This window comes from Simplicispira sp., from assembly GCF_028687295.1.
In the GTDB taxonomy this organism is placed as follows: domain Bacteria; phylum Pseudomonadota; class Gammaproteobacteria; order Burkholderiales; family Burkholderiaceae_C; genus Simplicispira; species Simplicispira metamorpha.
Genome location: NZ_JAQUAL010000011.1, coordinates 15288 through 36468 on the forward strand (window position 1 = coordinate 15288; position 21181 = coordinate 36468).

A 21181-nucleotide genomic window follows, 5' to 3' on the forward strand; every position below is an offset into this window, starting at 1 on the left:
CCATGGCCCAGCGCACCCCCATCCCCCCCGACGCAGGCGCCGACACCTTTGCCGCCGCCGCTGGCACCCCGGCGGCGCCCAATCCGTTTGCGGCCGCAGCAGCGCAGGCCAGCAGCGCCAGCCCCCCCCCGCCCACGTGGCTGCGCCGGTTGCGGCACGCTGGTGCGGCAGCCTTGCTGGGGGTAGTGGGGCTGGTGCTGTTGTTGTGCGCCCTGGGCGCATTCGGCTGGTGGTGGGCAGGCCAGCACAGCTCTCTGGCCACCACGTTGGCCCAGGCCGCGCGCTGGTTGCCCGCCGGGCAAAGTTTGCAAAGCAGCGGCGTGAGCGGCTCCCTGCGCAGCGGCGGCCAGCTGGACTGGCTGCGCTGGAGCAGCCCCGGCCTGACGGTAGAAGTGCGCGATGCCCGCATCGGCTGGAACCTGGCAGCGCTGTGGCAACGCACTGTGGCGCTGGGTCTGGTGCAAGTGGCCAGCGTGCGCATCACCCCCACACCGCAACCCGATGCGCCGCCCACAGAGCCTCCCGCGCAATGGGTGCTGCCAGTGCGCGTGGACTTGCCCTTCGAGATCGCGCACATCGAATGGGCTGGCCCCGCGCCGGTGCAGGTACATGCCCTGAGCGGCCACTACCGCCATGACCTGGCCCAGCACCAGTTGGACATCCACCGTATGGAACTGGCCCAAGGCCAGTACCGCGCCCAGGCCACACTGCAAGCACAAGCGCCCATGGCCCTGCAAGCCACCGCCAATGGCCAGGTGCGGGCTACCACGCCCGGCCCGGGGGGGCAGGCACTGCACCTGTCGGCCCAGGCCACGCTGCACGGCACCCTGGCCACGGCAGCAGCACAGTTGCAACTGCAAGCACAGATAAGCCGCGCACCGGAGGCCGACGCTGCGGTACACACCGATACCAACGCCATGCAGGCCGACATCAGCGCCACGCTCCAACCCTGGGCGGCGCAACCGCTGCAACAGGCCAGCGCCGACCTGCGGGCACTCAATCTGGCAGCGCTGTGGCCGCAGGCCCCGGCCACCGCTTTGCACGGCAGCGTGCAAGCAGGGCCACAGGCCAGCGGCTGGCAGCTAAGCGCCCAGTTGCGCAACGACCTGCCTGGCCCCTGGGACGCACAGCGCCTGCCCCTGAGCGCGCTGGACGCCCGTGCCGACTTTGATGGCAGCCAGTGGCGCATCCCCCAGGCCACATTGCAGGTAGGCACGGGCCAGATCGTGCTGCAAGGCAGCTACACCCCCGCCAATGGTGCTGTGCAGGCCAGCGCCCAGGTGCAACAACTGGCCCCTGCTGCGCTGCACCGCCAGTTGGATGCCGCAGCCCTGAATGGCCATCTCAGTGCCCAAAGCCACGGCACCGCCGTGCGCTTTGCGGCCCAGTTGCAGGCCGCGCGCAGCACCGGTCGACCTGCCAGCGGCAAGGCCGTGCCGCTGCGCATTGGGCAAGTGCAAGTGCAAGGTCAGTGGGATGCACCCCGGCTCAGTCTGCAACGCCTGGAGATAGATGCCTTGCAGGCCCAATTGCGCGGCCAAGCCATCGAGGCCACGCTGGGCAGCGCCCCCGGCGGGCGCGGCACACTGTCGCTGACCGTGCCCGGTGCCAGCGTGCAAGCCAGCGGCCAACTGGCCGAACGCAGCGGTGGCGGCAGCTTGCAAGTGAACGTGGCAGCGGCAGAGCAGGTGCTAGCCTGGTTGCAGCGCCTGCCCGGCCTGTCTGCCGTGCTGCAAGGCAGCGCACTGCAAGGCCAGACCCGGCTGGAGGCCCGCTGGCAGGGGGGCTGGCAGAGCCTGCAACGGCAATGGCAGGCGGCCACCTCAGGCATTGCACCCACGACCGACACCGCCAACACCGCCCCGCTGCAGCCCTTTACCGTGCAAGCCACGCTGGAGGCACCACAGCTGGCCCTGATCCTGCCACCTGCTGCACCCGGCACTACAGGTGCAGCCAGTGATCGCACAGACGCCGCCACCCACGTGCAATTGCATGGCGTGCGCGCCGTGCTGGCAGGCAATCTGGCCCAGGCCACGCTCAGCGTGAACGGCCAAGCCCATGTGGACGATCAGCGCGCCACGCTGCAAACGCAGATCAGCGCCAGCCTGGGCACCACCAGCGCCCAAGCCACCCAATGGCGCGCCAGCATCAACGCCCTGCAATTGCAGCTACACCCCGCGCAACAGTCTGGCCCCTGGGCGCTGCAACTGGCCCAGCCGCTGGCGCTCACGCTGTGGCAAATGCGCAATGGCCAGCCCGGTGGCAAAGCACGCCACAGTCTGGAAACCGCCGCAGGCCAGGCCCAGATCACTGCCCCCGTACCCGGCACCACCGTGCTGCGCTGGCAGCCGCTGCGGCTGGAGGTGCCCGCCCAAGGCGCGCTGCAACTGCAAACACGCGGCGAATTCACCGGCCTGCCCTTGGCATGGGCCGACGCCCTGCCCCCCGCAGGCAAGGCCACACTGGCCGAACGCGGACTGGCTGGCGACCTGGTTCTGGAAGGCCGCTGGGACGTGGCTGCCACCGACACCCTGCGCGCCAGTGCCAGCGTGCAACGCAGCAGCGGCGATCTGCACGTGCTCACGGGCGAAGCCGCCAGCGTCACCACCGTACGCAGCAGCGGCGCCCAGCCACTGGCGCGCGCCAGCAGCAACGCACCCGGCACCGCTGCGGGCGTGCGCCAGGCCACGCTGCAACTGAGCGCCGAAGGCGAACAACTGCGTGCCCGCCTGCTGTGGGACAGCGAACGCGCTGGCCATATCGAGGCCGATGCCAGCACCCGCCTGGCGCGTGAGAACGGGGCCTGGGTGTGGCCCACGCAGGCGCCGCTGGCCGCGCGCATCCGCGCCCGCCTGCCCGATCTGGGCGTGTGGTCGGTGCTGGCGCCGCCGGGCTGGCGCATCGGCGGCACGCTGGATGCCGATGCCATGCTCTCGGGCGATCGCAGCGCACCGCGCTGGCAGGGCACGCTGGGCGCCGACCAACTGGCGCTGCGCTCGCTCCTTGATGGGGTGGACTTGCAAGGTGGCCGCCTGCGCGCTGCGCTGCGCGGCGATCGCCTGGACATCACCGAGTTCATATTGCACGGCGGCCAGGGCAGTCGTGCCCGCATCGCCGGCTACAGCGGCAACCGCACGAGCGCACCGCAAGATGGCGGTAGCCTGCACGGCAGCGGCAGCATCACCTGGGGCAGCGCCAGCACAGGTGCAGCGCAAGAGCTGGGCACAGGCTCCGGCATCGCCATGGATTTGCGCGCCGAGGCCCGTGCGCTGCAAGTGCTGGTGCGCGCCGACCGCCAAGTCAGCCTCTCGGGTAACGTGCGCGCCAGCCTGCGCCAGGGCCAGGTCACCCTGCGCGGCCAGCTCACCACCGACCGCGCCACCATCTTGCTGCCCGAAGCGTCAGCGCCCCGGCTGGGCAGCGACGTGGTGGTGCGCTCCGCCGCCATCGACCAGGCCAAGGCTGAGCAAGCCCGGCGTGCCAGCCAGACCGCCGCCCGCGCGCAAACGGCCAAGCCGCCCGACATCGCCCTCACCGTGAACCTGGGCCAGGACTTTGCCCTGCAAGGCCACGGCATCACCACGCGCCTGACTGGCGAGCTGGACATCCGCAGCGGCGCCGTGGCCGGGGCAGCGCCACGCGTCACCGGCGAGATCACCACCGTGCAAGGCCGCTACCGCGCCTGGGGCCAGATGCTGGACGTGGAAACCGGCCTGCTGCGCTTCAACGGCCCTTATGACAACCCCGCGCTCGACATCCTGGCGCTGCGCCCCAACATCAGCGTGCGCGCGGGCGTGCAAGTCAGCGGCACGGCGCAGGCGCCGCGCGTGCGGCTCTACTCCAGCCCCGATCTGCCCGATGCCGAAAAGCTCTCCTGGGTGGTGCTGGGGCGCGACGCCGCCAGCGGCGGTGCCGAGTCGGCCCTGCTGCAACAGGCCGCCTTGGGCCTGCTCGGGCGCGGTGGCCACAGCCCCACCGCTGGGGTCGCCAGCCGCCTGGGGCTGGATGAAATCGGCTTCAAAGGCCCCGGCGCGGGCCAGGACGCCAGTGGCGCGGCGCTCACCTTCGGCAAGCGCCTGTCGCAAGACCTGTACGTGACCTACGAGCGCAGCCTCTCGGGCGCGCTGGGCACGCTCTACATCTTCTACGACCTCTCGCGCCGCCTGACCCTGCGCGGCCAGACCGGCGCCAAAAGCGCGCTGGACATCATCTACACCGTGCGCCACGACTGAAACGCTGTAACTTTCTGAATCAAATTGGCCTGTAACGCCCGCCAGATGGGCGCAAGCAGCTATCAATAAAGAAGCAAAAGAACACGTACAATCGCCGCCTTAGCCTCCTCGTAGTTCAATGGATAGAACGAGTGCCTCCTAAGCGCTAGATACAGGTTCGATTCCTGTCGAGGGGACCATCGGTTGATGGCCCTGCACAGCAGACCTGGCCCATGCCAACAGGCGCCCAAGCCCAGGATAGCCCCCGCTGATTGGCAGACCGGGGCGCATGGGCGGTGATACGATGGCCCATTGATTTTTATCCCTTCCGGTTACATGGCCGCTGTTGACACCCCCACCAAAGACTCAGCAACAGTCGCGCTCCCAGGTCTGGGCAGGGCGCTCATTTCTGCTGGCAAGCTGACAGAAAAGTCGGCTGAAGAGATTTACCGCAAATCATTGGCCAGCCGCTCGCGTTTCATCAACGAGCTGATTGGCTCGGGGGCGGTGTCTGCGGCGGATCTGGCGCACACGGTATCGTCCATTTTTGGTGCCCCGCTGCTCGATCTGAACGCCATCGACCCGCAACGCCTGCCACGCGAACTGCTCGACGCCAAAATCTGCACCGCCTACCGCGTCGTGGTGCTGAGCAAGCGCAACAACCGCCTGATCGTGGCCTCGGCCGACCCCACCGACCAGGAAGCCGCCGAAAAAATCAAGTTCAGCACCCAAATGGGCGTGGACTGGGTCATTGCCGAATACGACAAGCTCAGCGCCATGGTGGAGGCCAACGGCAAAAGCGCCAGCGAAACCCTGGACGCCATCAGCGCCAGCAGTGATTTCGAGTTCGATGATGTCCCGGTCGAAGAAGCCGCCGAGACCCAGGACGCGGGCGCCAACGAGGTTGAAGATGCGCCCATCGTCAAATTTTTGCACAAGATGCTGCTGGACGCGTTCAACATGCGCGCCTCGGACTTGCACTTCGAGCCCTACGAACACCATTACCGCGTGCGCTTTCGCATCGACGGCGAACTGCGCGAGATTGCCTCGCCACCCATTGCCATCAAGGACAAGCTGGCTTCGCGCATCAAGGTGATCTCGCGGCTGGACATCTCCGAAAAGCGCGTGCCCCAGGACGGGCGCATGAAGCTCAAGGTGGGCCCCAACCGGGTCATTGACTTTCGTGTCAGCACCCTGCCCACGCTGTTTGGCGAAAAAATCGTGATCCGTATCCTTGACCCCAGCAGCGCCAAAATGGGCATTGAAGCGCTGGGTTACGACCCCGAGGAAAAAGAGCGCCTGCTGCACGCCATTGGCCGCCCCTACGGCATGATTTTGGTGACAGGGCCTACCGGATCGGGCAAAACGGTGTCGCTGTACTCGTGCCTGAACCTGCTCAACAAGCCGGGGGTGAACATCGCCACCGCCGAAGACCCCTCGGAAATCAACCTCCCCGGCGTCAACCAGGTTAACGTCAATGAAAAAGCCGGGCTGACCTTTGCGGCAGCGCTCAAGTCCTTCCTGCGCCAGGACCCGGACATCATCATGGTGGGTGAAATTCGCGACCTGGAAACCGCCGACATCTCCATCAAGGCAGCGCAAACTGGCCACTTGGTGCTCTCGACGCTGCACACCAACGATGCACCGACCACGCTGACGCGCATGCGCAACATGGGCATTGCACCGTTCAACATCGCCTCCAGCGTGATCCTGATCACAGCCCAGCGCCTGGCCCGGCGCCTGTGTCCGCAGTGCAAAGCACCTGCCGACATTCCCCACGAAGCCCTGCTCGAAGCCGGTTTTACCGATGAGGAACTCGATGGCAGCTGGGCGCCCTACCGGCCCGTGGGCTGCTCGGCCTGCAACAACGGCTACAAGGGACGCGTCGGTATCTACCAGGTCATGCCCATTTCAGAGGAGATCCAGCGGATCATCCTGCGTGATGGCAGTGCCCTCGAAATTGCCGAACAAGCCAAACGCGAAGGGGTCAGATCACTGCGCGAATCGGGTTTGCACAAGGTGCGCCAGGGCATGACGTCCCTGGAAGAAGTGCTGGCCGTCACCAACCTATAAAAACCATACCAACGAGGAAGTGCCATGGCGACCGCTGCATCACAGGGCATCAAGGACTACGTCTTTGAATGGGAGGGCAAAGACCGCAACGGCAAAATCGTGCGTGGCGAAACCCGTGCCTCTGGCGAAAACCAGGTGCAGGCCATGTTGCGCCGCCAGGGCGTTTTTCCGACCAAAATCAAAAAGCGCAACATGCGCTCGGGCAAAAAGATCAAGCCCAAAGACATTGCCCTGTTCACCCGCCAGATGGCCACCATGATGAAGGCCGGTGTGCCACTTTTGCAGGCGTTTGACATCGTGGGCCGGGGCAACACCAACCCCAGCGTGGGCAAGCTGCTCAACGACATCCGCGCCGATGTGGAAACGGGCACCTCGCTGAACGCAGCGTTTCGCAAGTACCCGCTGTACTTCGACAGCCTGTACTGCAACCTGGTCGAAGCCGGCGAGGCGGCCGGTATTCTGGAAGCCCTGCTCGACCGGCTGGCCATGTACATGGAAAAGACCGAGGCCATCAAGGGCAAGATCAAATCGGCCCTGATGTACCCCATTTCCGTGGTCATCGTGGCCTTTGTGGTGGTGACGGTGATCATGATTTTCGTGATCCCGGCCTTCAAGGAGGTTTTTACCTCGTTCGGCGCCGACCTACCCGCACCCACCTTGCTGGTCATGGGCATCAGTGAAATCTTTGTGCAGTGGTGGTGGCTGATTTTTGGTGTGCTCGGCGGCGGCTTCTACTTTTTCATGCAGGCATGGCGCCGCAGCGAAAAAGTACAGATGTTCATGGACAGGCTGATGCTGAAAATACCGATCTTCGGCATCCTGATCGAGAAATCGGCAGTGGCGCGCTGGACGCGCACGCTCTCGACCATGTTTGCTGCGGGCGTGCCGCTGGTGGAGGCGCTGGACTCAGTGGGCGGTGCCGCAGGCAACTCGGTGTATGCCATGGCCACCGACAAAATCCAGCAAGAGGTGTCCACCGGCACCAGCCTGACGGCGGCCATGACCAATGCCAATATCTTCCCCTCCATGGTGTTGCAGATGTGCGCCATCGGGGAAGAATCGGGCTCCATTGACCACATGCTGGGCAAGGCGGCCGATTTTTACGAAGAAGAAGTCGATGAGATGGTGGCCGGGCTGTCCAGCCTGATGGAGCCCATCATCATCGTGTTTCTGGGCGGTTTGATCGGCGGCATCGTGGTGTCGATGTACCTGCCCATCTTCAAACTGGGACAGGTGGTCTGATGGGCATGGAACTGTGGTTGGATGCCGCCCTGTTGGGTGTGCTGGGTCTGCTGGTGGGCAGTTTTCTGAACGTGGTCATCTACCGCCTGCCCAAAATGCTGGAGCGGCAGTGGGCTGCCGAGTGCGCTGAATATGCCGCTACCCTGCCCGGTGCCACGGGCGTGGCGGCGCCCCCGCAGGGTGTCTTCAACCTCTCGCAGCCGCGCTCGCGCTGCCAGTCTTGCGGGCACCAGGTGCGCTGGTACGAAAACATTCCGGTGCTGAGTTACGTTTTCTTGCGTGGGCGCTGTTCGGCCTGCCAGGCACCCATCAGCCTGCGCTACCCGCTGGTGGAGCTGATCACCGCAGGCTTGTTTTTCTTTTGCATTTACCGCTGGGGCCTGACGCCCACCGGCCTGGCCTGGTGCGGCTTTTGTGCTGCGCTGGTGGTGCTGGCTTTCATCGACTGGGACACCACGCTGCTGCCCGATGACATCACCCTGCCCCTGCTCTGGGCCGGGCTGCTGGCGTCAACGCTGCAATGGACGGATGTGGCGCTGCCCCAGGCCGTGGTGGGTGCTGCCAGTGGCTACCTGTCGCTGTGGCTGGTGTACTGGGGTTTCAAGCTCGCCACTGGCAAGGAAGGCATGGGCTACGGCGACTTCAAACTGTTTGCCGCTCTGGGCGCCTGGTTTGGCTGGCAGGCCCTGGTTCCGCTGATTTTGCTGGCCTCCGTGGTGGGCGCGGTCGTAGGCATCGCCATGAAGCTCTCCAGCAGCCTGCGCGAAGGTGGCTATGTGCCGTTTGGCCCATTTCTGGTCGGTGCCGGACTGATCGCTCTCATCTGGGGGCCGCAGACGGTACTGCACACCATTCTGGGCGCGCTGGGCCTGTGAGTGCAGGCATTCACCACGCCACCCGCCTGGGACTGACCGGCGGCATTGGCAGCGGCAAAAGCACCGTGGCGCGCATGCTGGTGGAGCTGGGTGCTGCGCTGGTCGATGCCGACCAGATTGCCCGCGAACTCACCGGTGCTGGCGGTGCAGCCATGGCAGACATTGCCCGCACCTTTGGCGCCGATTTTCTCGATGCCACTGGCGCCCTGGATCGCCCCCGCATGCGCGAGCACGCTTTTGCGCACCCGGCAGCGCGCCAGCAGCTCGAAGCCATCGTGCATCCGCTGGTCGGGCGCGTCTCTGAAGAGCGCGTGCAAGCGGCACTGGCCGCAGGCCACCAGCTGGTGGTGCAGGATATTCCGCTGCTGATCGAGTCCGGACACTGGCCGCGCCAACTCAGCGCCGTGCTGGTGGTGGATTGCCGTGAGTCCACGCAAATCAGCCGCGTGGTGGCGCGCAGCGCACTCACGCCAGCCGCCGTGCAAGCCATCATGGCATCGCAGGCCAGCCGCCAGCAGCGCCGTGCGGGTGCCGACATCGTGCTCTACAACGATGGTCTGAGCCTGCCCGCACTACAGGCGCAAGTGCGCCTGGTGGCCCAGCGGTTCGGGCTATGATGAAATTCGCTTTTTCTGCAGTCGTCCAGCACCACAAGCCCACGGCGTCCGCTCTCTCCCATCAGGAACCCGGCAGCGTGATCCTTTACGAATACCCCTTCAACGAACGCATTCGCACTTACCTGCGACTGGAGCAGTTGTTCCGCCGACTGGGCGAACTCATTCCCCGCTCGCACCCGCTGGACCACCACTTTGCCCTGACCACGATCTTTGAGATCATGGATGTGGCCGCGCGCGCCGACCTCAAAACCGATGTGCTCAAAGACATTGAGCGGCAAAAGCACCAGCTCGACAGCTACCGGGGCAACCCGTCGATTTCCGAGGCCGTGCTCGATGGTGTGGTGGCGCAGCTTGACCGCTGCTTCGCGGCCATCAATGCCCAGTCGGGCAAAGCGGGCCAGGCGCTGACCGAGAACGACTGGCTCATGAGCATCCGCAGCCGCATCGGCATTCCCGGTGGCACCTGTGGCTTTGATTTGCCGGGCTATTTTGCTTGGCAGCACAACGCGCCCGCAGTGCGCCAGCAGGCCCTGGAAGGCTGGGCCAGCACACTGGCGCCGCTGGCCGAATCCATTTATGTGCTGCTCAAGCTGCTGCGCGACTCGGGCATACCGCAAAAGGTGGCGGCAGAGCATGGCCATTTCCAGCAGAACCTGCCCCAAGGGCGCACGTTCCAGCTGTTGCGCCTGGCCATTGACCCGTCACTGGGCCTGATTCCGGAAATCAGCGGCAACCGCTTGCTGGTGTCGGTGCGCCTCATGCGCCTGCAAGAGGACGGGCATCTGCTGGCCTGCCAGGATGACGCCACGTTTGAACTGACCCTGTGTGCCTGAAGATGCCGTCCATGAGCACCACCCCGCCCCCCGCAAGCCCTGATAGCCCTGCCGCCCGGCAGGTGCCCTGCCCTACCTGCGGCGGGCCCAGTCTGTACAGCCCGCAAAACCCTTGGCGGCCTTTTTGCAGCGAGCGCTGCAAACAGATCGACCTGGGTGCCTGGGCCAGCGAAGACTTTGCCGTGCCCACCGAGGCACCACCAGACGATGCGCCTTATGGCGATCCGCGCCTGCAAAATTAAGTATCAAAAACGCTGCTAACGCCCATCCCGTGGGCGCCAGCAGCTCTCATTCCAGGAGCGATTCCGGGTCAAAAGTCTGGCCGCGCTCCTCGGCCAGCCATTGCAGCACCGGGTAGGCGCCGGGCAGCACCGGACGCACTTGCAGCGGCAGCTGCTGCCAGGCCATGATTTGGCCTTCGCGCATCTCGAACTCGCCACTCCATTCGGTGACTTTGCACCAGTGCAGGCGCACCAGCGCGTGCGGGTAGTCGTGCTCGGTGACTTTCCAGACCTGGGCGGGGCCGATGGTCACGCCCAGTTCTTCGATCAGTTCACGGCGCAGGGCCTGCTCCACGGTTTCACCCGTTTCGATCTTGCCGCCGGGAAACTCCCAGTAGCCTTCATACGCCTTGCCCGGCGGTCGGGTGGACAACAGCATGGCGCCATCGGCGCGCAGCAGCACGCCCACAGCGACTTCTGTATGGGTGCGTGCAGGGGCAGCGCTGGCAGTGGTAACGGGGGTGGCATCGCTCATGGCAAAGCTCCAAAAAATGGCGCCCTGGCGGCGCCAGGGGCCATCACAGGGTGCTGGTTTCGTCGTTCAGTCCAGCCACGTCGGCAATCTGCGCCGGGCTGGCATGGGCAGGCTCGGTGCGCCCGGCGTAGTCACGGGCAAACTGGTAGGCTACGCGGCCACTGCGCGAGCCACGCTCCAGCGCCCAGACCAGCGCCTCGGGCCGTGCCGCCGCGATGGCTGCGGCATCCACGCCCAGCGCTGACAGCCACTGCGCCACGATGGCCAGGTATTCCTCCTGGCTGAAAGGGTAAAAGCTCACCCACAGGCCAAAGCGCTCGGAGAGGGAGATTTTTTCTTCTACGCCCTCACCCGGATGCACTTCGCCATCGGGCGTGTGCTGGTAGCTGAGGTTCTCTGACATGTATTCGGGCAGCAGGTGGCGCCGGTTGCTGGTGGCGTAGACCAGCACGTTGGGCGTGGCCGCCGCCACCGAGCCGTCCAGAATGGATTTGAGCGCCTTGTAGCCGGGCTCGCCATCGTCAAAACTCAGGTCATCGCAAAAGACGATGAATTTCTCGGGCCGCCCGGCCACCACGTCCACGATGTCGGGCAAATCGACCAGATCGGCCTTGTCCACTTCAATCAGCCGCAGGCCCTGGGGCGCAAAAGCGTTCAGGCAGGCTTTGATGAGGGAGGATTTGCCGGTGCCGCGCGCGCCGGTCAGCAGCACGTTGTTGGCGCTGCGCCCGGCCACAAACTGCGCAGTGTTGCGCTGGATTTTTTCTTTTTGCGCGTCGATCTCTTTCAGGTCGTGCAGCGCCATGCTACCCACGTGGCGCACCGGCTCCAGCGTGCCATGGCCGCTGCTGCGCTTGCGGTAGCGCCAGGCAATGGCAGCGGCCCAGTCGGGCGCCGACAGCGGCTGCGGCAGCACCGATTCAATGCGCGTGATGAGCTGCTCGGCCCGCAGCAGTAAATGTTCAAAGTTTTGATTCATTTTGGCCTCAAAGGCTTGCTATACAAGCGCAAGCAGCTATTAAATCAGGAGCGATAATCGGCGTTGATGGTGACGTAGTCGTGGCTGAAGTCGCACGTCCAGACGGTGTCTTGCGCATCCCCCCGGCCCAGCAGCACGCGCACGGTGATTTCGCTTTGCTTCATCACGCGCTGGCCGTCCTCTTCACGGTAAGCGGGGTTGCGCCCGCCTTGCACGGCCACATGCACGTCGTCCAGGTACAGGTCGATGCCGGTCTGGTCCAGGTCGGTGATACCGGCGTAACCCACGGCGGCCAGAATGCGGCCCAGGTTCGGGTCGCTGGCGTAAAAAGCGGTTTTGACCAGCGGCGAGTGGGCGATGGCGTAGGCCACCTGGCGGCATTCTTCGCTGGTCTTGCCGCCTTCGACACGCACGGTGATGAATTTGGTGGCGCCTTCGCCATCGCGCACGATGGCCTGGGCGAGCTTTTGTGCCACGCCCAGCAGCGCGGCCTTGAGCGCGCGGCCATCGTCGCTGTCGAGCGCGGTGATGGGCGCGTTGCCCGCCCGGTGCGTGGCCATGAGCACAAAGGAATCGTTGGTGGAGGTATCACCGTCGATAGTCACGCGGTTGAAAGAGCCCTCGGCCAGCTCGCGCACCAAGCCTTGCAGCAACTCGGGGGCAATGGCCGCGTCGGTGGCCAAAAAGCCCAGCATGGTCGCCATGTTGGGGCGGATCATGCCGGCGCCCTTGCTGATGCCGGTGATGTTGACCACGGCGCCACCGATATGCACCTGGGCGCTGAAAGCCTTGGGCAGGGTGTCGGTGGTCATGATGCCCTCGGCGGCACGGCCCCAGTGGGCCGTCTGGGCGTCGGCGATGGCGGCAGGCAGGCCAGCGGCAATGCGCTCCACCGGCAGCGGCTCCATGATGACGCCGGTAGAAAACGGCAGGATTTGCACGGCTGCCACGCCCAGTTGCGCAGCCAACGCCTCGCAGGTGGCACGCGCACGCGCCAGGCCATCGGCACCCGTGCCCGCATTGGCGTTGCCAGTGTTGATCACCATGGCACGCACGCCCTGGCACGCAGCCAGGTGCTCGCGGCTGACCTGCACTGGCGCAGCGCAAAAGCGGTTCTGCGTGAACACGCCAGCCACGCTGGTGCCTTCATCCAGCAAAAACACGGTCAGGTCTTTGCGGTTGGCCTTGCGCACACCGGCTTCGGTGACGCCAATGCGCACACCGGCCACCGGCAGCAGTTCAGAGGCCACAGGGGCAGACAGATTCACGGGCATAAAAGGCTTCCTGAATAAATCGAAAAGAAGAAGGGCAATGCAAACACGGGCCGAAGCCCGTGCGATTGTGCAGTGGTTTCGTGACTGGTTTTCAGGCCAGCTTGCCGTGGCACTGCTTGTATTTTTGACCACTACCGCAGGGGCAAGGGTCGTTGCGGCCCACGCGGCCACCGGCAGCCACCTTTTGCTGCACGCTCAGGGTGCGCTCGTCCACCGTGACCTCGACATCGCCGGTTTCGGTGGGCGCGCTGTAGGTCACGTTGGCAATGCTCTCGGCGCGCTGCTCCATGTCCTCAGCGGCCTGGCCCAGCTGCGTGGGCGACTGCACCTGCACGGTCATCAGCGTTTTGGTGACTTCGTTTTTCACCATGTCGATGAGCTGGCGGAACAGCTCGAAAGCCTCGCGCTTGTACTCCTGCTTGGGCTGCTTCTGCGCATAACCGCGCAGGTGGATACCCTGGCGCAGGTAGTCCAGCGCACTCAGGTGATCGCGCCAGTTGGAGTCGAAACTTTGCAGCAATACCACACGCTCGAACTGCGTGAAGTTCTCCTCGCCCACCAGCTCCACCTTGGCCTGGAAGGCAGCGTGGGCGGCGGTAAGGACTTTCTCCAGCACCTCGTCATCGGTGATGGACTGGGCGCCTTCCACTTCGGCGCGCAGTGCCAGGGGCAGCTGCCATTCTTCGGCCAGGGCTTTCTCCAGGGCAGGCAGGTTCCACTGCTCCTCCACCGACTCGACGGGCACATGCTGGCGTACCAGGTCGGTAAAGCAATCCTCGCGCATGGCATGGATCACGTCGTGTAGGGCTTGTGCATCGAGGATTTCGTTGCGCTGCTGGTAGATCACCTTGCGCTGGTCGTTGGCCACATCGTCGTATTCGAGCAGTTGCTTGCGGATATCGAAGTTGCGCGCTTCCACTTTGCGCTGCGCCGATTCAATGCTGCGCGTAACAATGCCGGCCTCAATGGCCTCGCCTTCGGGCATCTTCAGGCGATCCATGATGGCGCGCACCCGGTCGCCCGCAAAAATACGCATCAGCGAGTCGTCCAGGCTGAGGTAAAAGCGCGACGAGCCCGGGTCGCCCTGGCGGCCCGAGCGGCCCCGCAACTGGTTGTCAATGCGGCGCGACTCATGGCGCTCGGTGGCGATGATGCGCAGGCCACCCAGGGCTTTGATCTTTTCATTTTCCTGCGCCCAGGCCGCGCGCAAAGCCTCAATGCGGGCCTGGCGGGTAGCGTCATCCAGGGACTCGTCGGCCTCGATCTGGGCAATGTCTTTTTCGATATTGCCGCCCAGCACAATGTCAGTACCACGACCGGCCATATTGGTGGCAATGGTGATCATGCCGGTGCGCCCGGCCTGCGCAACGATGTCGGCTTCGCGGGCATGCTGCTTGGCATTGAGCACCTGGTGAGGCAGGCCTGCCTGGTTGAGCAACTGGTCGATGATTTCGGAGTTCTCGATCGACGTGGTGCCCACCAGCACCGGCTGACCGCGTTCATGGCACTCGCGGATATCCTGGATGGCCGCGTCGTATTTTTCTTTGGTGGTTTTGTAGATGCGGTCGAGCTGGTCGTCGCGCTTACTGGGGCGGTTGGGCGGAATGACCACGGTTTCGAGGCCGTAAATTTCCTGGAACTCGTAGGCTTCGGTATCGGCGGTGCCAGTCATGCCCGAGAGTTTGCCGTACAGGCGGAAATAGTTCTGGAAGGTGATGGACGCCAGCGTCTGGTTTTCAGCCTGGATTTGCACGCCTTCTTTGGCCTCGACGGCCTGGTGCAAACCTTCGCTCCAGCGGCGGCCCGACATCAAGCGCCCCGTGAACTCATCGACGATAACGATCTCGCCGTTTTGCACCACGTAGTGCTGGTCGCGGTGATAGAGGTGGTTGGCCCGCAGTGCTGCATACAGGTGGTGCATCAGCGTGATGTTGGCGGGGTCGTACAGGGAGGCGCCCTCGGCAATCAAGCCTTGGGCCGCCAGCACGCGCTCAGCGGTTTCGTGGCCTTGCTCGGTCAGGAAAATCTGGTGCGTTTTCTCGTCCAGCGTGAAGTCCCCGGGCTTGGTTACGCCCTCGCCGGTGCGCGGATCGGCCTCGCCTTCCTGGCGCACCAGCAAGGGCACCACCTTGTGCATCGCGATGTACATGGCGGTGTGGTCTTCGGCCTGGCCACTGATGATCAATGGGGTGCGGGCTTCGTCGATCAGGATGGAGTCCACCTCATCAACGATGGCGTAATTGAGCTGGCCTTGCACGCGATCACGGGCCTCATAGACCATGTTGTCGCGCAGGTAGTCAAAGCCGTACTCGTTGTTGGTGCCGTAGGTGATGTCAGCGGCGTAAGCGGCCTGTTTTTCTTCGCGCGGCATGTTGGGCAAATTGATGCCCACCGTCAGACCCAGAAAGTTGTAGAGCCGCCCCATCCATTTGGCATCACGACTGGCCAAATAATCGTTCACCGTGACCACATGTACCCCTTTGCCGGAAAGTGCGTTGAGGTACACGGGCAGCGTGGCCGTCAGGGTTTTGCCCTCACCGGTGCGCATTTCGGCAATTTTCCCGTAGTGCAGGGCCATGCCACCGAGCAATTGCACATCAAAATGCCGCATTTTCATGATGCGCTTGGAGCCTTCGCGCACTACGCAAAATGCCTCAGGCAAAAGGGCATCGAGGGTTTCACCCTTGGCTACGCGCTCTTTGAATTCTTGCGTCTTGGCACGCAGCGCCTGATCATCCAGCTTTTCAAATTCGGGCTCCATCGCATTGATGCGCGCCACCGTCTTGCGGTATTGCTTGAGAAGCCGATCATTGCGGCTGCCGAAAAGTTTGGTAAGGAAGTTGGTGGCCATGCGAGCAGAAACACGCTACCAGCGCAAAACTGGCAGAGTGTCCGAAATCCCTGTGAAGAAATGAATTCAGATGGAACCAGCAGACCCCTTGCCGTCATGGCAACAGATGCCCCACTGACCCCGGACGCCGAATTTTACCCGCCCACATGGTGACCACTTGGTCGGATATGGATGGACACCGTAGTGGGGCCGCTACCATCGATATCCATGGACACCACCGTCGCACAACACCTGCACGGACTTGCTCGATAATCCAACACACTTCATGGATTGCACCAGCACCGCGCCAATGCACCGCCGCCACTACGCCGTATCACTACAGCAAGCCTCCGAAGAGTCGCCCATGCTCGCCAAACTGGCGGCGCTGACCCGTGACTCCAGCGACCGTTTGCGCTGCGTGGCACCGCTGATTCCTGCACCGCTGCGTGCCAGCGTACAAGCTGGCCCGATCGACGGACAAACATGGTGCATTTTGGTGAAAAGCAACGCTGCTGCAGCCAAAATGCGGCAACTAATACCTGCACTGCAATCCCACTTGCGCAGCAAAGGCTGGGACGTCACATCCATTCGCCTGAAAGTGCAGGCCTGATGCTTCCAGATTGAAAAAGCCCGCCAACTGCAAACAGTTGACGGGCTTTCATTGATGGTGCCGGTTGTCGGAATCGAACTGACGACCTACCGCTTACAAGGCGGGTGCTCTACCAACTGAGCTAAACCGGCGAAGCTGGCATTATAATACCGAAAATACGTGCCGCTAGCAAAAAATCAGATTTGAGTGCATTCTGCGGGTAAAAATCAGCCGAGCAACGCCAAAATTTACTTCACCCGCTTCAATGTTGGTCTGACAGCACCGGCCGTTGGTGGCGTGCGGGGTGTATCGCCACCATCATCGGGCGCTGGATCGGTGGGCACCAACTGCACGATGCGCTCTTCATCCACTGATCGCTCTGTCGTACCCAAAGCGTCTGCGACCACCGACGGTGCGCGCCCGCGACTGGACTCATCCAAAGGAGAGAGCAGATCTGCGGGTGGAGGAAAGGCCATACCTTGACCATTTTCACGCGCATAAATCGCCAACACGCGACTCACGGGAACCATGATGTCACGCGCCTTGCCACCGAACCGCGCTTTGAATTCGATGAAATCATTGCCCAGCAAAAGTCCACTGGTGGCATCCAGGCCAACGTTGAGGACAATCTCACCATCTTTCACGTATTCACGCGGCACCTGCACGGAGTCGTCCACACGCACCGCCAAGTACGGCGTAAACCCGTTGTCTGTACACCATTCGTGCAATGCCCGGATGAGGTAGGGGCGCGTAGTGGTGGATTCCTGTGCGTTCATGGTGCCTGTGTGCGAAGTATGGACAAGTGTTGCGCAGCTTACTTGCGCATGACTTTCTCAGAGGGCGTGAGCGCCTCGATGTAAGCAGGGCGCGAAAAAATACGCTCGGCATATTTCAGCAGCGGAGCAGCGTTCTTGCTCAGATCAATGCCGTAGTAGTCCAGGCGCCACAGCAGCGGCGCAATGGCCACGTCCAGCATAGAGAAGCTCTCGCCCAGCATGTATTTGTTCTTGAGAAACACTGGGGCCAATTGCGTGAGGCGATCACGGATGTGTGCACGTGCTTTTTCCAGAGCCTTTTCGTTGCCCTTGGTAGCACGCGACTCCAGGATGTTCACATGCACGAACAACTCTTTTTCGAAGTTCAGCAAGAACAGACGCACGCGCGCGCGATCTACCGGATCGCCAGGCATGAGTTGCGGGTGCGGGAAACGTTCATCAATGTATTCATTGATGATGTTCGACTCATACAAAATCAGGTCACGTTCAACCAGAATGGGAACTTGACCATAAGGATTCATCACGCTGATGTCTTCAGGCTTGTTGTACAAGTCCACATCGCGGATTTCAAAATCCATTCCCTTTTCGAACAACACGAAACGGCAGCGGTGGGAAAAGGGGCAGGTCGTACCCGAATAAAGCACCATCATGGCAAGAGACTCCTAAAAACCAAAAGAGTGGAACGCACGCAGCGCCCACTCTAAAAAAGATTCGGCCGCGCATTCAGCGCGGCTGAGCGAATCAAAGCTTACTTCACGTCTTTCCAGTACGCAGCATTGAGCTTCCAGGCAATCGCCGTCGCAAACGCCAGGAAGATCAGCACAAAAATGCCCAAACGCACGCGGGTATTTTGTGCAGGCTCGCCCATCCATTGCAGGTAGCCGACCAAGTCACCAATGGCCTCGTCGTACTGCTGCTCTGTCATGGCGCCAGGACTGATAGCTTCCCAGCCCTTGAAGACATGGGTGATTTGCCCGTGGCTTTGCTGCTCTTCAAAAATAGCATGGCGCTGGCCTTGCAACTGCCACAGTGCATGGGGCATACCCACGTTCGGGAAGACCAGGTTGTTCCAACCGGTAGCCTTGGCCTCATCGCGGTAGAAGGTGCGCAAGAACGTGTACAGGTAGTCTGCACCGGTACCACCAGCACCTGCACGCGAACGTGCAATCACGGTCAGGTCGGGTGGGTTGGCCCCAAACCACTCTTTGGCCTGCTTGGGATCAATGGTGGCCTTCATGGTTTCACCGATCTTGTCGGTGGTGAACAAGAGGTTGTCCTTGATCTGCTCATTGGTCAGGCCAATATCGGTCAAACGGTTGTAGCGCATGAAAGCGGCCGAATGGCAACCCACGCAATAGTTGACGAACAGCTTGGCCCCGTTTTGCAACGCACCCAGGTCATTGACCTTATTGGGCGCCTTGTCCAAGGGCATGCCGCCACCTGCGGCGTGCGCTGTACCCGCCAGCAGGCCGAGCGCAGCAATGAACGAGAGAATGATTTTTTTCATGGTGTTCGTCTCCAGCTCAATGCGCAGCAAAGGTCACACGGTCGGGCACTGGCTTGGGCTCACCCAGGCGACTCCACCATGGCATCAACAGGAAAAATCCGAAATAAAACAGCGTACCAACCTGCGACACACGCTCGCCAACAGGCGATGGTGGCTGCACACCCAGGTAAGCCAGCACCACAAAGTTGACCACGAAGACGGCGTACACATACTTGTGCCAGCTCGGACGGTAGCGGATCGACTTGACCGGGCTTTGGTCAAACCAAGGCAGGCCGAACAGGATGACCACAGCGCCACCCATCACCACAACGCCCCAGAACTTGGCGTCAATCGACAGCATCAACACCGAAACCACCACCGCAGCACCGACCACACCAGCCTTGATGAAAGCGGGCAGCTTGATCTTGACCACCGCCAGCACGGCACCCAGCAAAACGCAGGCAATCAGCACGTACATCATCTCGCTGGTAATGGCACGCAGCATGGAATAGAAGGGCGTGAAATACCACACCGGTGCAATGTGCAGAGGTGTTTGCAGCGGATCCGCCGGGATGAAGTTGTTGTATTCCAGGAAGTAGCCACCAAACTCGGGGGCAAAGAAGATCACCGCCGTGAAAGCCATCAGGAACAAGCAGACACCCAGAATGTCATGGACGGTGTAGAAAGGATGAAAGGGAATGCCATCCAGCGGATTGCCCTTGGCATCCTTGGGGGCCTTGGGGCCCTTGATTTCGATACCGTCGGGGTTGTTCGAGCCCACATCGTGCAACGCCAGCAAGTGCGCTACCACCAAGCCCAGCAGCACCAGCGGTACAGCAATCACGTGGAAGCTGAAGAAGCGGTTGAGCGTGGCGTCCGACACCACATAGTCACCACGGATCAACAGCGCCAGGTCAGGGCCGACAAAAGGCACAGCGGCAAACAGGTTCACGATCACCTGGGCGCCCCAATACGACATCTGGCCCCAGGGCAGCAGGTAGCCCATGAAAGCCTCGGCCATGAGTGCCAGGAAGATGGCGCAGCCAAAAATCCAGACCAGCTCGCGGGGCTTGCGGTAGCTGCCGTAAATCAGACCACGGAACATGTGCAGGTACACCACGACAAAGAAGGCCGAGGCTCCCGTGGAGTGCATGTAGCGGATCAACCAGCCCCAAGGCACATCGCGCATGATGTACTCGACCGACTCGAAAGCCTTGGCCGCATCGGGCTTGTAGTGCATCACCAGGAAGATACCGGTGACGATCTGGATCACCAGCACCAGCAGGGACAGCGAACCGAAGATGTACCAGAAGTTGAAGTTCTTCGGCGCGTAGTATTCGGACATGTGGACGCGGTAGGCGTCAAACGCAGTCGGGAAGCGGTTCTCAAACCAGTTGGTGAGTTTGGCACCGCCCGAGGCGTTGGGAGAGATTTCCTTGAATTCGTGAGCCATTTTTTTCTCCCTCAGGCCTTCTTGTCGTCACCAATCAGGAGCTTGGTCTCTGAGAGGTACATGTGGGGTGGCACTTCGAGGTTATCGGGTGCAGGCTTGTTCTTGAAAACGCGGCCAGCCATATCGAACGTCGAACCGTGGCAGGGGCACAAGAAGCCGCCCTTCCAGTCAGCGGGCAACGAAGGCTGTGCGCCAGGCGTGAACTTGTCGGAAGGCGAGCAACCCAGGTGGGTGCAAATGCCCACAGCGACGAAAATTTCAGGCTTGATGGAACGGCCCTCGTTGCGGGCGTACGCGGGCGTGAACTCGTCGGGCTTGCGCTCGGATTTGGGATCGGCCAGCTGGTCATTGAGCCCGGACAAGTCGGCCAGCTGCTCGGGGGTGCGTCTGACGATCCAGACCGGCTTGCCACGCCATTCGGCGGTCATTTTTTCACCGGGCTTGAGGGCGGAGATGTCCACCTCGACGGCAGCGCCGGCAGCTTTGGCTTTTTCGGAGGGCTGGAAAGTACTCACGAAAGGAACGGCGGTTGCCACGCCGCCCACCGCACCCGCACAGCCGGACGCAATCAGCCACGTCCGCTTGCTGGAGTCGATTGGAGTGTCACTCATGGGAATCCTCGATGAACATCGCTATATTGGGGGTTAGCCTCAAATTGTAGCGGAGTGAAAAAGGGCCCCAACACCCGTTTGCCTGCGTTGACAGCGCTTGGGGGCCGGTGATACTGCACGCTTTGATCCCAGCAAGGAGTTTTTTATGGGAATGGTGCAGGAATTCAGAGAGTTTGCTATCAAGGGCAACGTGATTGATCTGGCGGTGGGCGTGATCATTGGCGGTGCCTTCGGCAAGATCGTGGACTCGGTCGTCAGCGACCTCATCATGCCGGTGGTGGGCTTGGTATTTGGCAAGCTCGATTTTTCCAACCTCTTTCTGGTGCTGGGCAGCGCCCCAGAGGGCACGGCCATGACGCTGGATGCACTCAAAAAGGCGGGCGTGCCGGTGTTTGCTTACGGCAGCTTCATCACGGTGGCGGTGAATTTTTTCATTCTGGCGTTCATCATCTTTTTGATGATCAAGCAGATCAACCGGCTCAAGCGCGAAACCCCGGTCGCGCCGCCCGCCCCGGTGGCCACCCCTGAAGACATCGTGCTGCTGCGCGAGATCCGCGACAGCCTCAAGCACTGAAG

The 21181-nt window shown here is 62.4% G+C and carries 18 protein-coding genes and 2 tRNA genes; 10 read left to right on the plus strand and 10 right to left on the minus strand.

The features are described 5' to 3' along the window. Nucleotides 1-2 precede the first annotated feature (2 nt). The 8 genes from PHX69_RS02605 to PHX69_RS02640 all read left to right on the plus strand — a co-directional run bounded on the left by PHX69_RS02605 (nt 3) and on the right by PHX69_RS02640 (nt 10093). Nucleotides 3-4232 (plus strand): translocation/assembly module TamB domain-containing protein, encoded by a 4230-nt coding sequence (locus tag PHX69_RS02605; RefSeq protein ID WP_288042254.1) that lies wholly within the window; start codon nt 3-5, stop codon nt 4230-4232. Between the two features lie 104 nt (nt 4233-4336). Next, a tRNA-Arg gene (locus PHX69_RS02610) sits at nt 4337-4411 on the plus strand. Nucleotides 4412-4547: 136 nt separating this feature from the next. Then, the gene (pilB, locus tag PHX69_RS02615) at nt 4548-6284 is read left to right on the plus strand and encodes a type IV-A pilus assembly ATPase PilB (protein WP_288042255.1); all 1737 of its coding nucleotides are present in this window, start codon (nt 4548-4550) and stop codon (nt 6282-6284) included. A gap of 24 nt (nt 6285-6308) precedes the next feature. Then, on the plus strand, nt 6309-7526 hold the full coding sequence (locus PHX69_RS02620) for a type II secretion system F family protein (protein ID WP_119013863.1): 1218 nt from the start codon (nt 6309-6311) through the stop codon (nt 7524-7526). Further along, a complete protein-coding gene (locus PHX69_RS02625) occupies nt 7526-8401 on the plus strand; it encodes a prepilin peptidase (protein WP_288042256.1) in 876 nt (291 codons plus the stop codon). The genes PHX69_RS02620 and PHX69_RS02625 overlap by 1 nt, the downstream gene beginning before the upstream one ends. Continuing rightward, nucleotides 8398-9018 (plus strand): dephospho-CoA kinase, encoded by a 621-nt coding sequence (gene coaE, locus PHX69_RS02630; RefSeq protein ID WP_288042258.1) that lies wholly within the window; start codon nt 8398-8400, stop codon nt 9016-9018. The genes PHX69_RS02625 and coaE overlap by 4 nt, the downstream gene beginning before the upstream one ends. Nucleotides 9019-9095: 77 nt before the next feature. Next, nucleotides 9096-9851: a cell division protein ZapD gene (gene zapD, locus PHX69_RS02635; protein ID WP_119013878.1), complete on the plus strand. Its 756-nt coding sequence runs from the start codon at nt 9096-9098 to the stop codon at nt 9849-9851. Nucleotides 9852-9862: 11 nt separating this feature from the next. After that, nucleotides 9863-10093: a DNA gyrase inhibitor YacG gene (locus PHX69_RS02640; RefSeq protein ID WP_119013879.1), complete on the plus strand. Its 231-nt coding sequence runs from the start codon at nt 9863-9865 to the stop codon at nt 10091-10093. 46 nt (nt 10094-10139) lie between these two features. On the opposite strand, the gene PHX69_RS02645 is transcribed toward PHX69_RS02640, so the two are convergent. The 4 genes from PHX69_RS02645 to secA all read right to left on the minus strand — a co-directional run bounded on the left by PHX69_RS02645 (nt 10140) and on the right by secA (nt 15711). Then, nucleotides 10140-10607: an NUDIX domain-containing protein gene (locus PHX69_RS02645; protein ID WP_288042260.1), complete on the minus strand. Its 468-nt coding sequence runs from the start codon at nt 10605-10607 to the stop codon at nt 10140-10142. Nucleotides 10608-10650: 43 nt separating this feature from the next. Further along, nucleotides 10651-11586: an ATP-binding protein gene (locus PHX69_RS02650; protein ID WP_288042262.1), complete on the minus strand. Its 936-nt coding sequence runs from the start codon at nt 11584-11586 to the stop codon at nt 10651-10653. A 44-nt stretch (nt 11587-11630) separates the two neighbouring features. Further along, on the minus strand, nt 11631-12860 hold the full coding sequence (gene argJ, locus PHX69_RS02655) for a bifunctional glutamate N-acetyltransferase/amino-acid acetyltransferase ArgJ (RefSeq protein WP_288042263.1): 1230 nt from the start codon (nt 12858-12860) through the stop codon (nt 11631-11633). Between the two features lie 91 nt (nt 12861-12951). Then, nucleotides 12952-15711 carry a preprotein translocase subunit SecA gene (gene secA / locus PHX69_RS02660; protein ID WP_119013869.1) on the minus strand — a complete coding sequence of 920 codons (2760 nt, stop codon included), beginning with the start codon at nt 15709-15711 and terminating at the stop codon, nt 12952-12954. Between the two features lie 289 nt (nt 15712-16000). Here secA and PHX69_RS02665 point away from each other — a divergent pair, with 289 nt between their 5' ends. Further along, nucleotides 16001-16300, plus strand: coding sequence for a hypothetical protein (locus PHX69_RS02665; RefSeq protein WP_119013880.1), 300 nt, complete (start codon nt 16001-16003; stop codon nt 16298-16300). Nucleotides 16301-16355: 55 nt separating this feature from the next. On the opposite strand, the gene PHX69_RS02670 is transcribed toward PHX69_RS02665, so the two are convergent. The 6 genes from PHX69_RS02670 to petA form a co-directional block, all read right to left on the minus strand. Beyond that, nucleotides 16356-16431: transfer RNA gene (locus PHX69_RS02670), tRNA-Thr, on the minus strand. Nucleotides 16432-16527: 96 nt separating this feature from the next. Then, entirely contained in the window at nt 16528-17055 is a 528-nt protein-coding gene (locus PHX69_RS02675; RefSeq protein WP_288042264.1) for a ClpXP protease specificity-enhancing factor, read from the minus strand. A gap of 38 nt (nt 17056-17093) precedes the next feature. Beyond that, the gene (locus tag PHX69_RS02680) at nt 17094-17705 is read right to left on the minus strand and encodes a glutathione S-transferase N-terminal domain-containing protein (protein ID WP_119013995.1); all 612 of its coding nucleotides are present in this window, start codon (nt 17703-17705) and stop codon (nt 17094-17096) included. Between the two features lie 98 nt (nt 17706-17803). Beyond that, the gene (locus PHX69_RS02685; protein WP_288042266.1) at nt 17804-18562 is read right to left on the minus strand and encodes a cytochrome c1; all 759 of its coding nucleotides are present in this window, start codon (nt 18560-18562) and stop codon (nt 17804-17806) included. 16 nt (nt 18563-18578) lie between these two features. Further along, a complete protein-coding gene (locus PHX69_RS02690) occupies nt 18579-19994 on the minus strand; it encodes a cytochrome b (protein WP_119013996.1) in 1416 nt (471 codons plus the stop codon). An 11-nt stretch (nt 19995-20005) separates the two neighbouring features. Next, a complete protein-coding gene (gene petA / locus PHX69_RS02695; RefSeq protein WP_119013997.1) occupies nt 20006-20605 on the minus strand; it encodes a ubiquinol-cytochrome c reductase iron-sulfur subunit in 600 nt (199 codons plus the stop codon). 145 nt (nt 20606-20750) lie between these two features. Between petA and mscL the strand changes: the two genes are divergently transcribed. Beyond that, nucleotides 20751-21179, plus strand: a complete 429-nt coding sequence (gene mscL, locus PHX69_RS02700; protein WP_288042268.1) for a large conductance mechanosensitive channel protein MscL — start codon at nt 20751-20753, stop codon at nt 21177-21179. Nucleotides 21180-21181 lie beyond the last annotated feature (2 nt).

Coding starts and splice junctions, on each gene's coding strand:
- PHX69_RS02665 (WP_119013880.1), top strand. CDS start 16,001: ATGCACCGCCGCCACTACGCCGTATCACTACAGCAAGCCTCCGAAGAG.
- PHX69_RS02680 (WP_119013995.1), bottom strand. CDS start 17,705: ATGATGGTGCTTTATTCGGGTACGACCTGCCCCTTTTCCCACCGCTGC.
- petA (WP_119013997.1), bottom strand. CDS start 20,605: ATGAGTGACACTCCAATCGACTCCAGCAAGCGGACGTGGCTGATTGCG.
- pilB (WP_288042255.1), top strand. CDS start 4,548: ATGGCCGCTGTTGACACCCCCACCAAAGACTCAGCAACAGTCGCGCTC.
- PHX69_RS02625 (WP_288042256.1), top strand. CDS start 7,526: ATGGGCATGGAACTGTGGTTGGATGCCGCCCTGTTGGGTGTGCTGGGT.
- PHX69_RS02605 (WP_288042254.1), top strand. CDS start 3: ATGGCCCAGCGCACCCCCATCCCCCCCGACGCAGGCGCCGACACCTTT.
- secA (WP_119013869.1), bottom strand. CDS start 15,711: ATGGCCACCAACTTCCTTACCAAACTTTTCGGCAGCCGCAATGATCGG.
- PHX69_RS02620 (WP_119013863.1), top strand. CDS start 6,309: ATGGCGACCGCTGCATCACAGGGCATCAAGGACTACGTCTTTGAATGG.
- PHX69_RS02690 (WP_119013996.1), bottom strand. CDS start 19,994: ATGGCTCACGAATTCAAGGAAATCTCTCCCAACGCCTCGGGCGGTGCC.
- mscL (WP_288042268.1), top strand. CDS start 20,751: ATGGGAATGGTGCAGGAATTCAGAGAGTTTGCTATCAAGGGCAACGTG.
- PHX69_RS02650 (WP_288042262.1), bottom strand. CDS start 11,586: ATGAATCAAAACTTTGAACATTTACTGCTGCGGGCCGAGCAGCTCATC.
- PHX69_RS02640 (WP_119013879.1), top strand. CDS start 9,863: ATGAGCACCACCCCGCCCCCCGCAAGCCCTGATAGCCCTGCCGCCCGG.
- PHX69_RS02685 (WP_288042266.1), bottom strand. CDS start 18,562: ATGAAAAAAATCATTCTCTCGTTCATTGCTGCGCTCGGCCTGCTGGCG.
- PHX69_RS02645 (WP_288042260.1), bottom strand. CDS start 10,607: ATGAGCGATGCCACCCCCGTTACCACTGCCAGCGCTGCCCCTGCACGC.
- PHX69_RS02675 (WP_288042264.1), bottom strand. CDS start 17,055: ATGAACGCACAGGAATCCACCACTACGCGCCCCTACCTCATCCGGGCA.
- argJ (WP_288042263.1), bottom strand. CDS start 12,860: ATGCCCGTGAATCTGTCTGCCCCTGTGGCCTCTGAACTGCTGCCGGTG.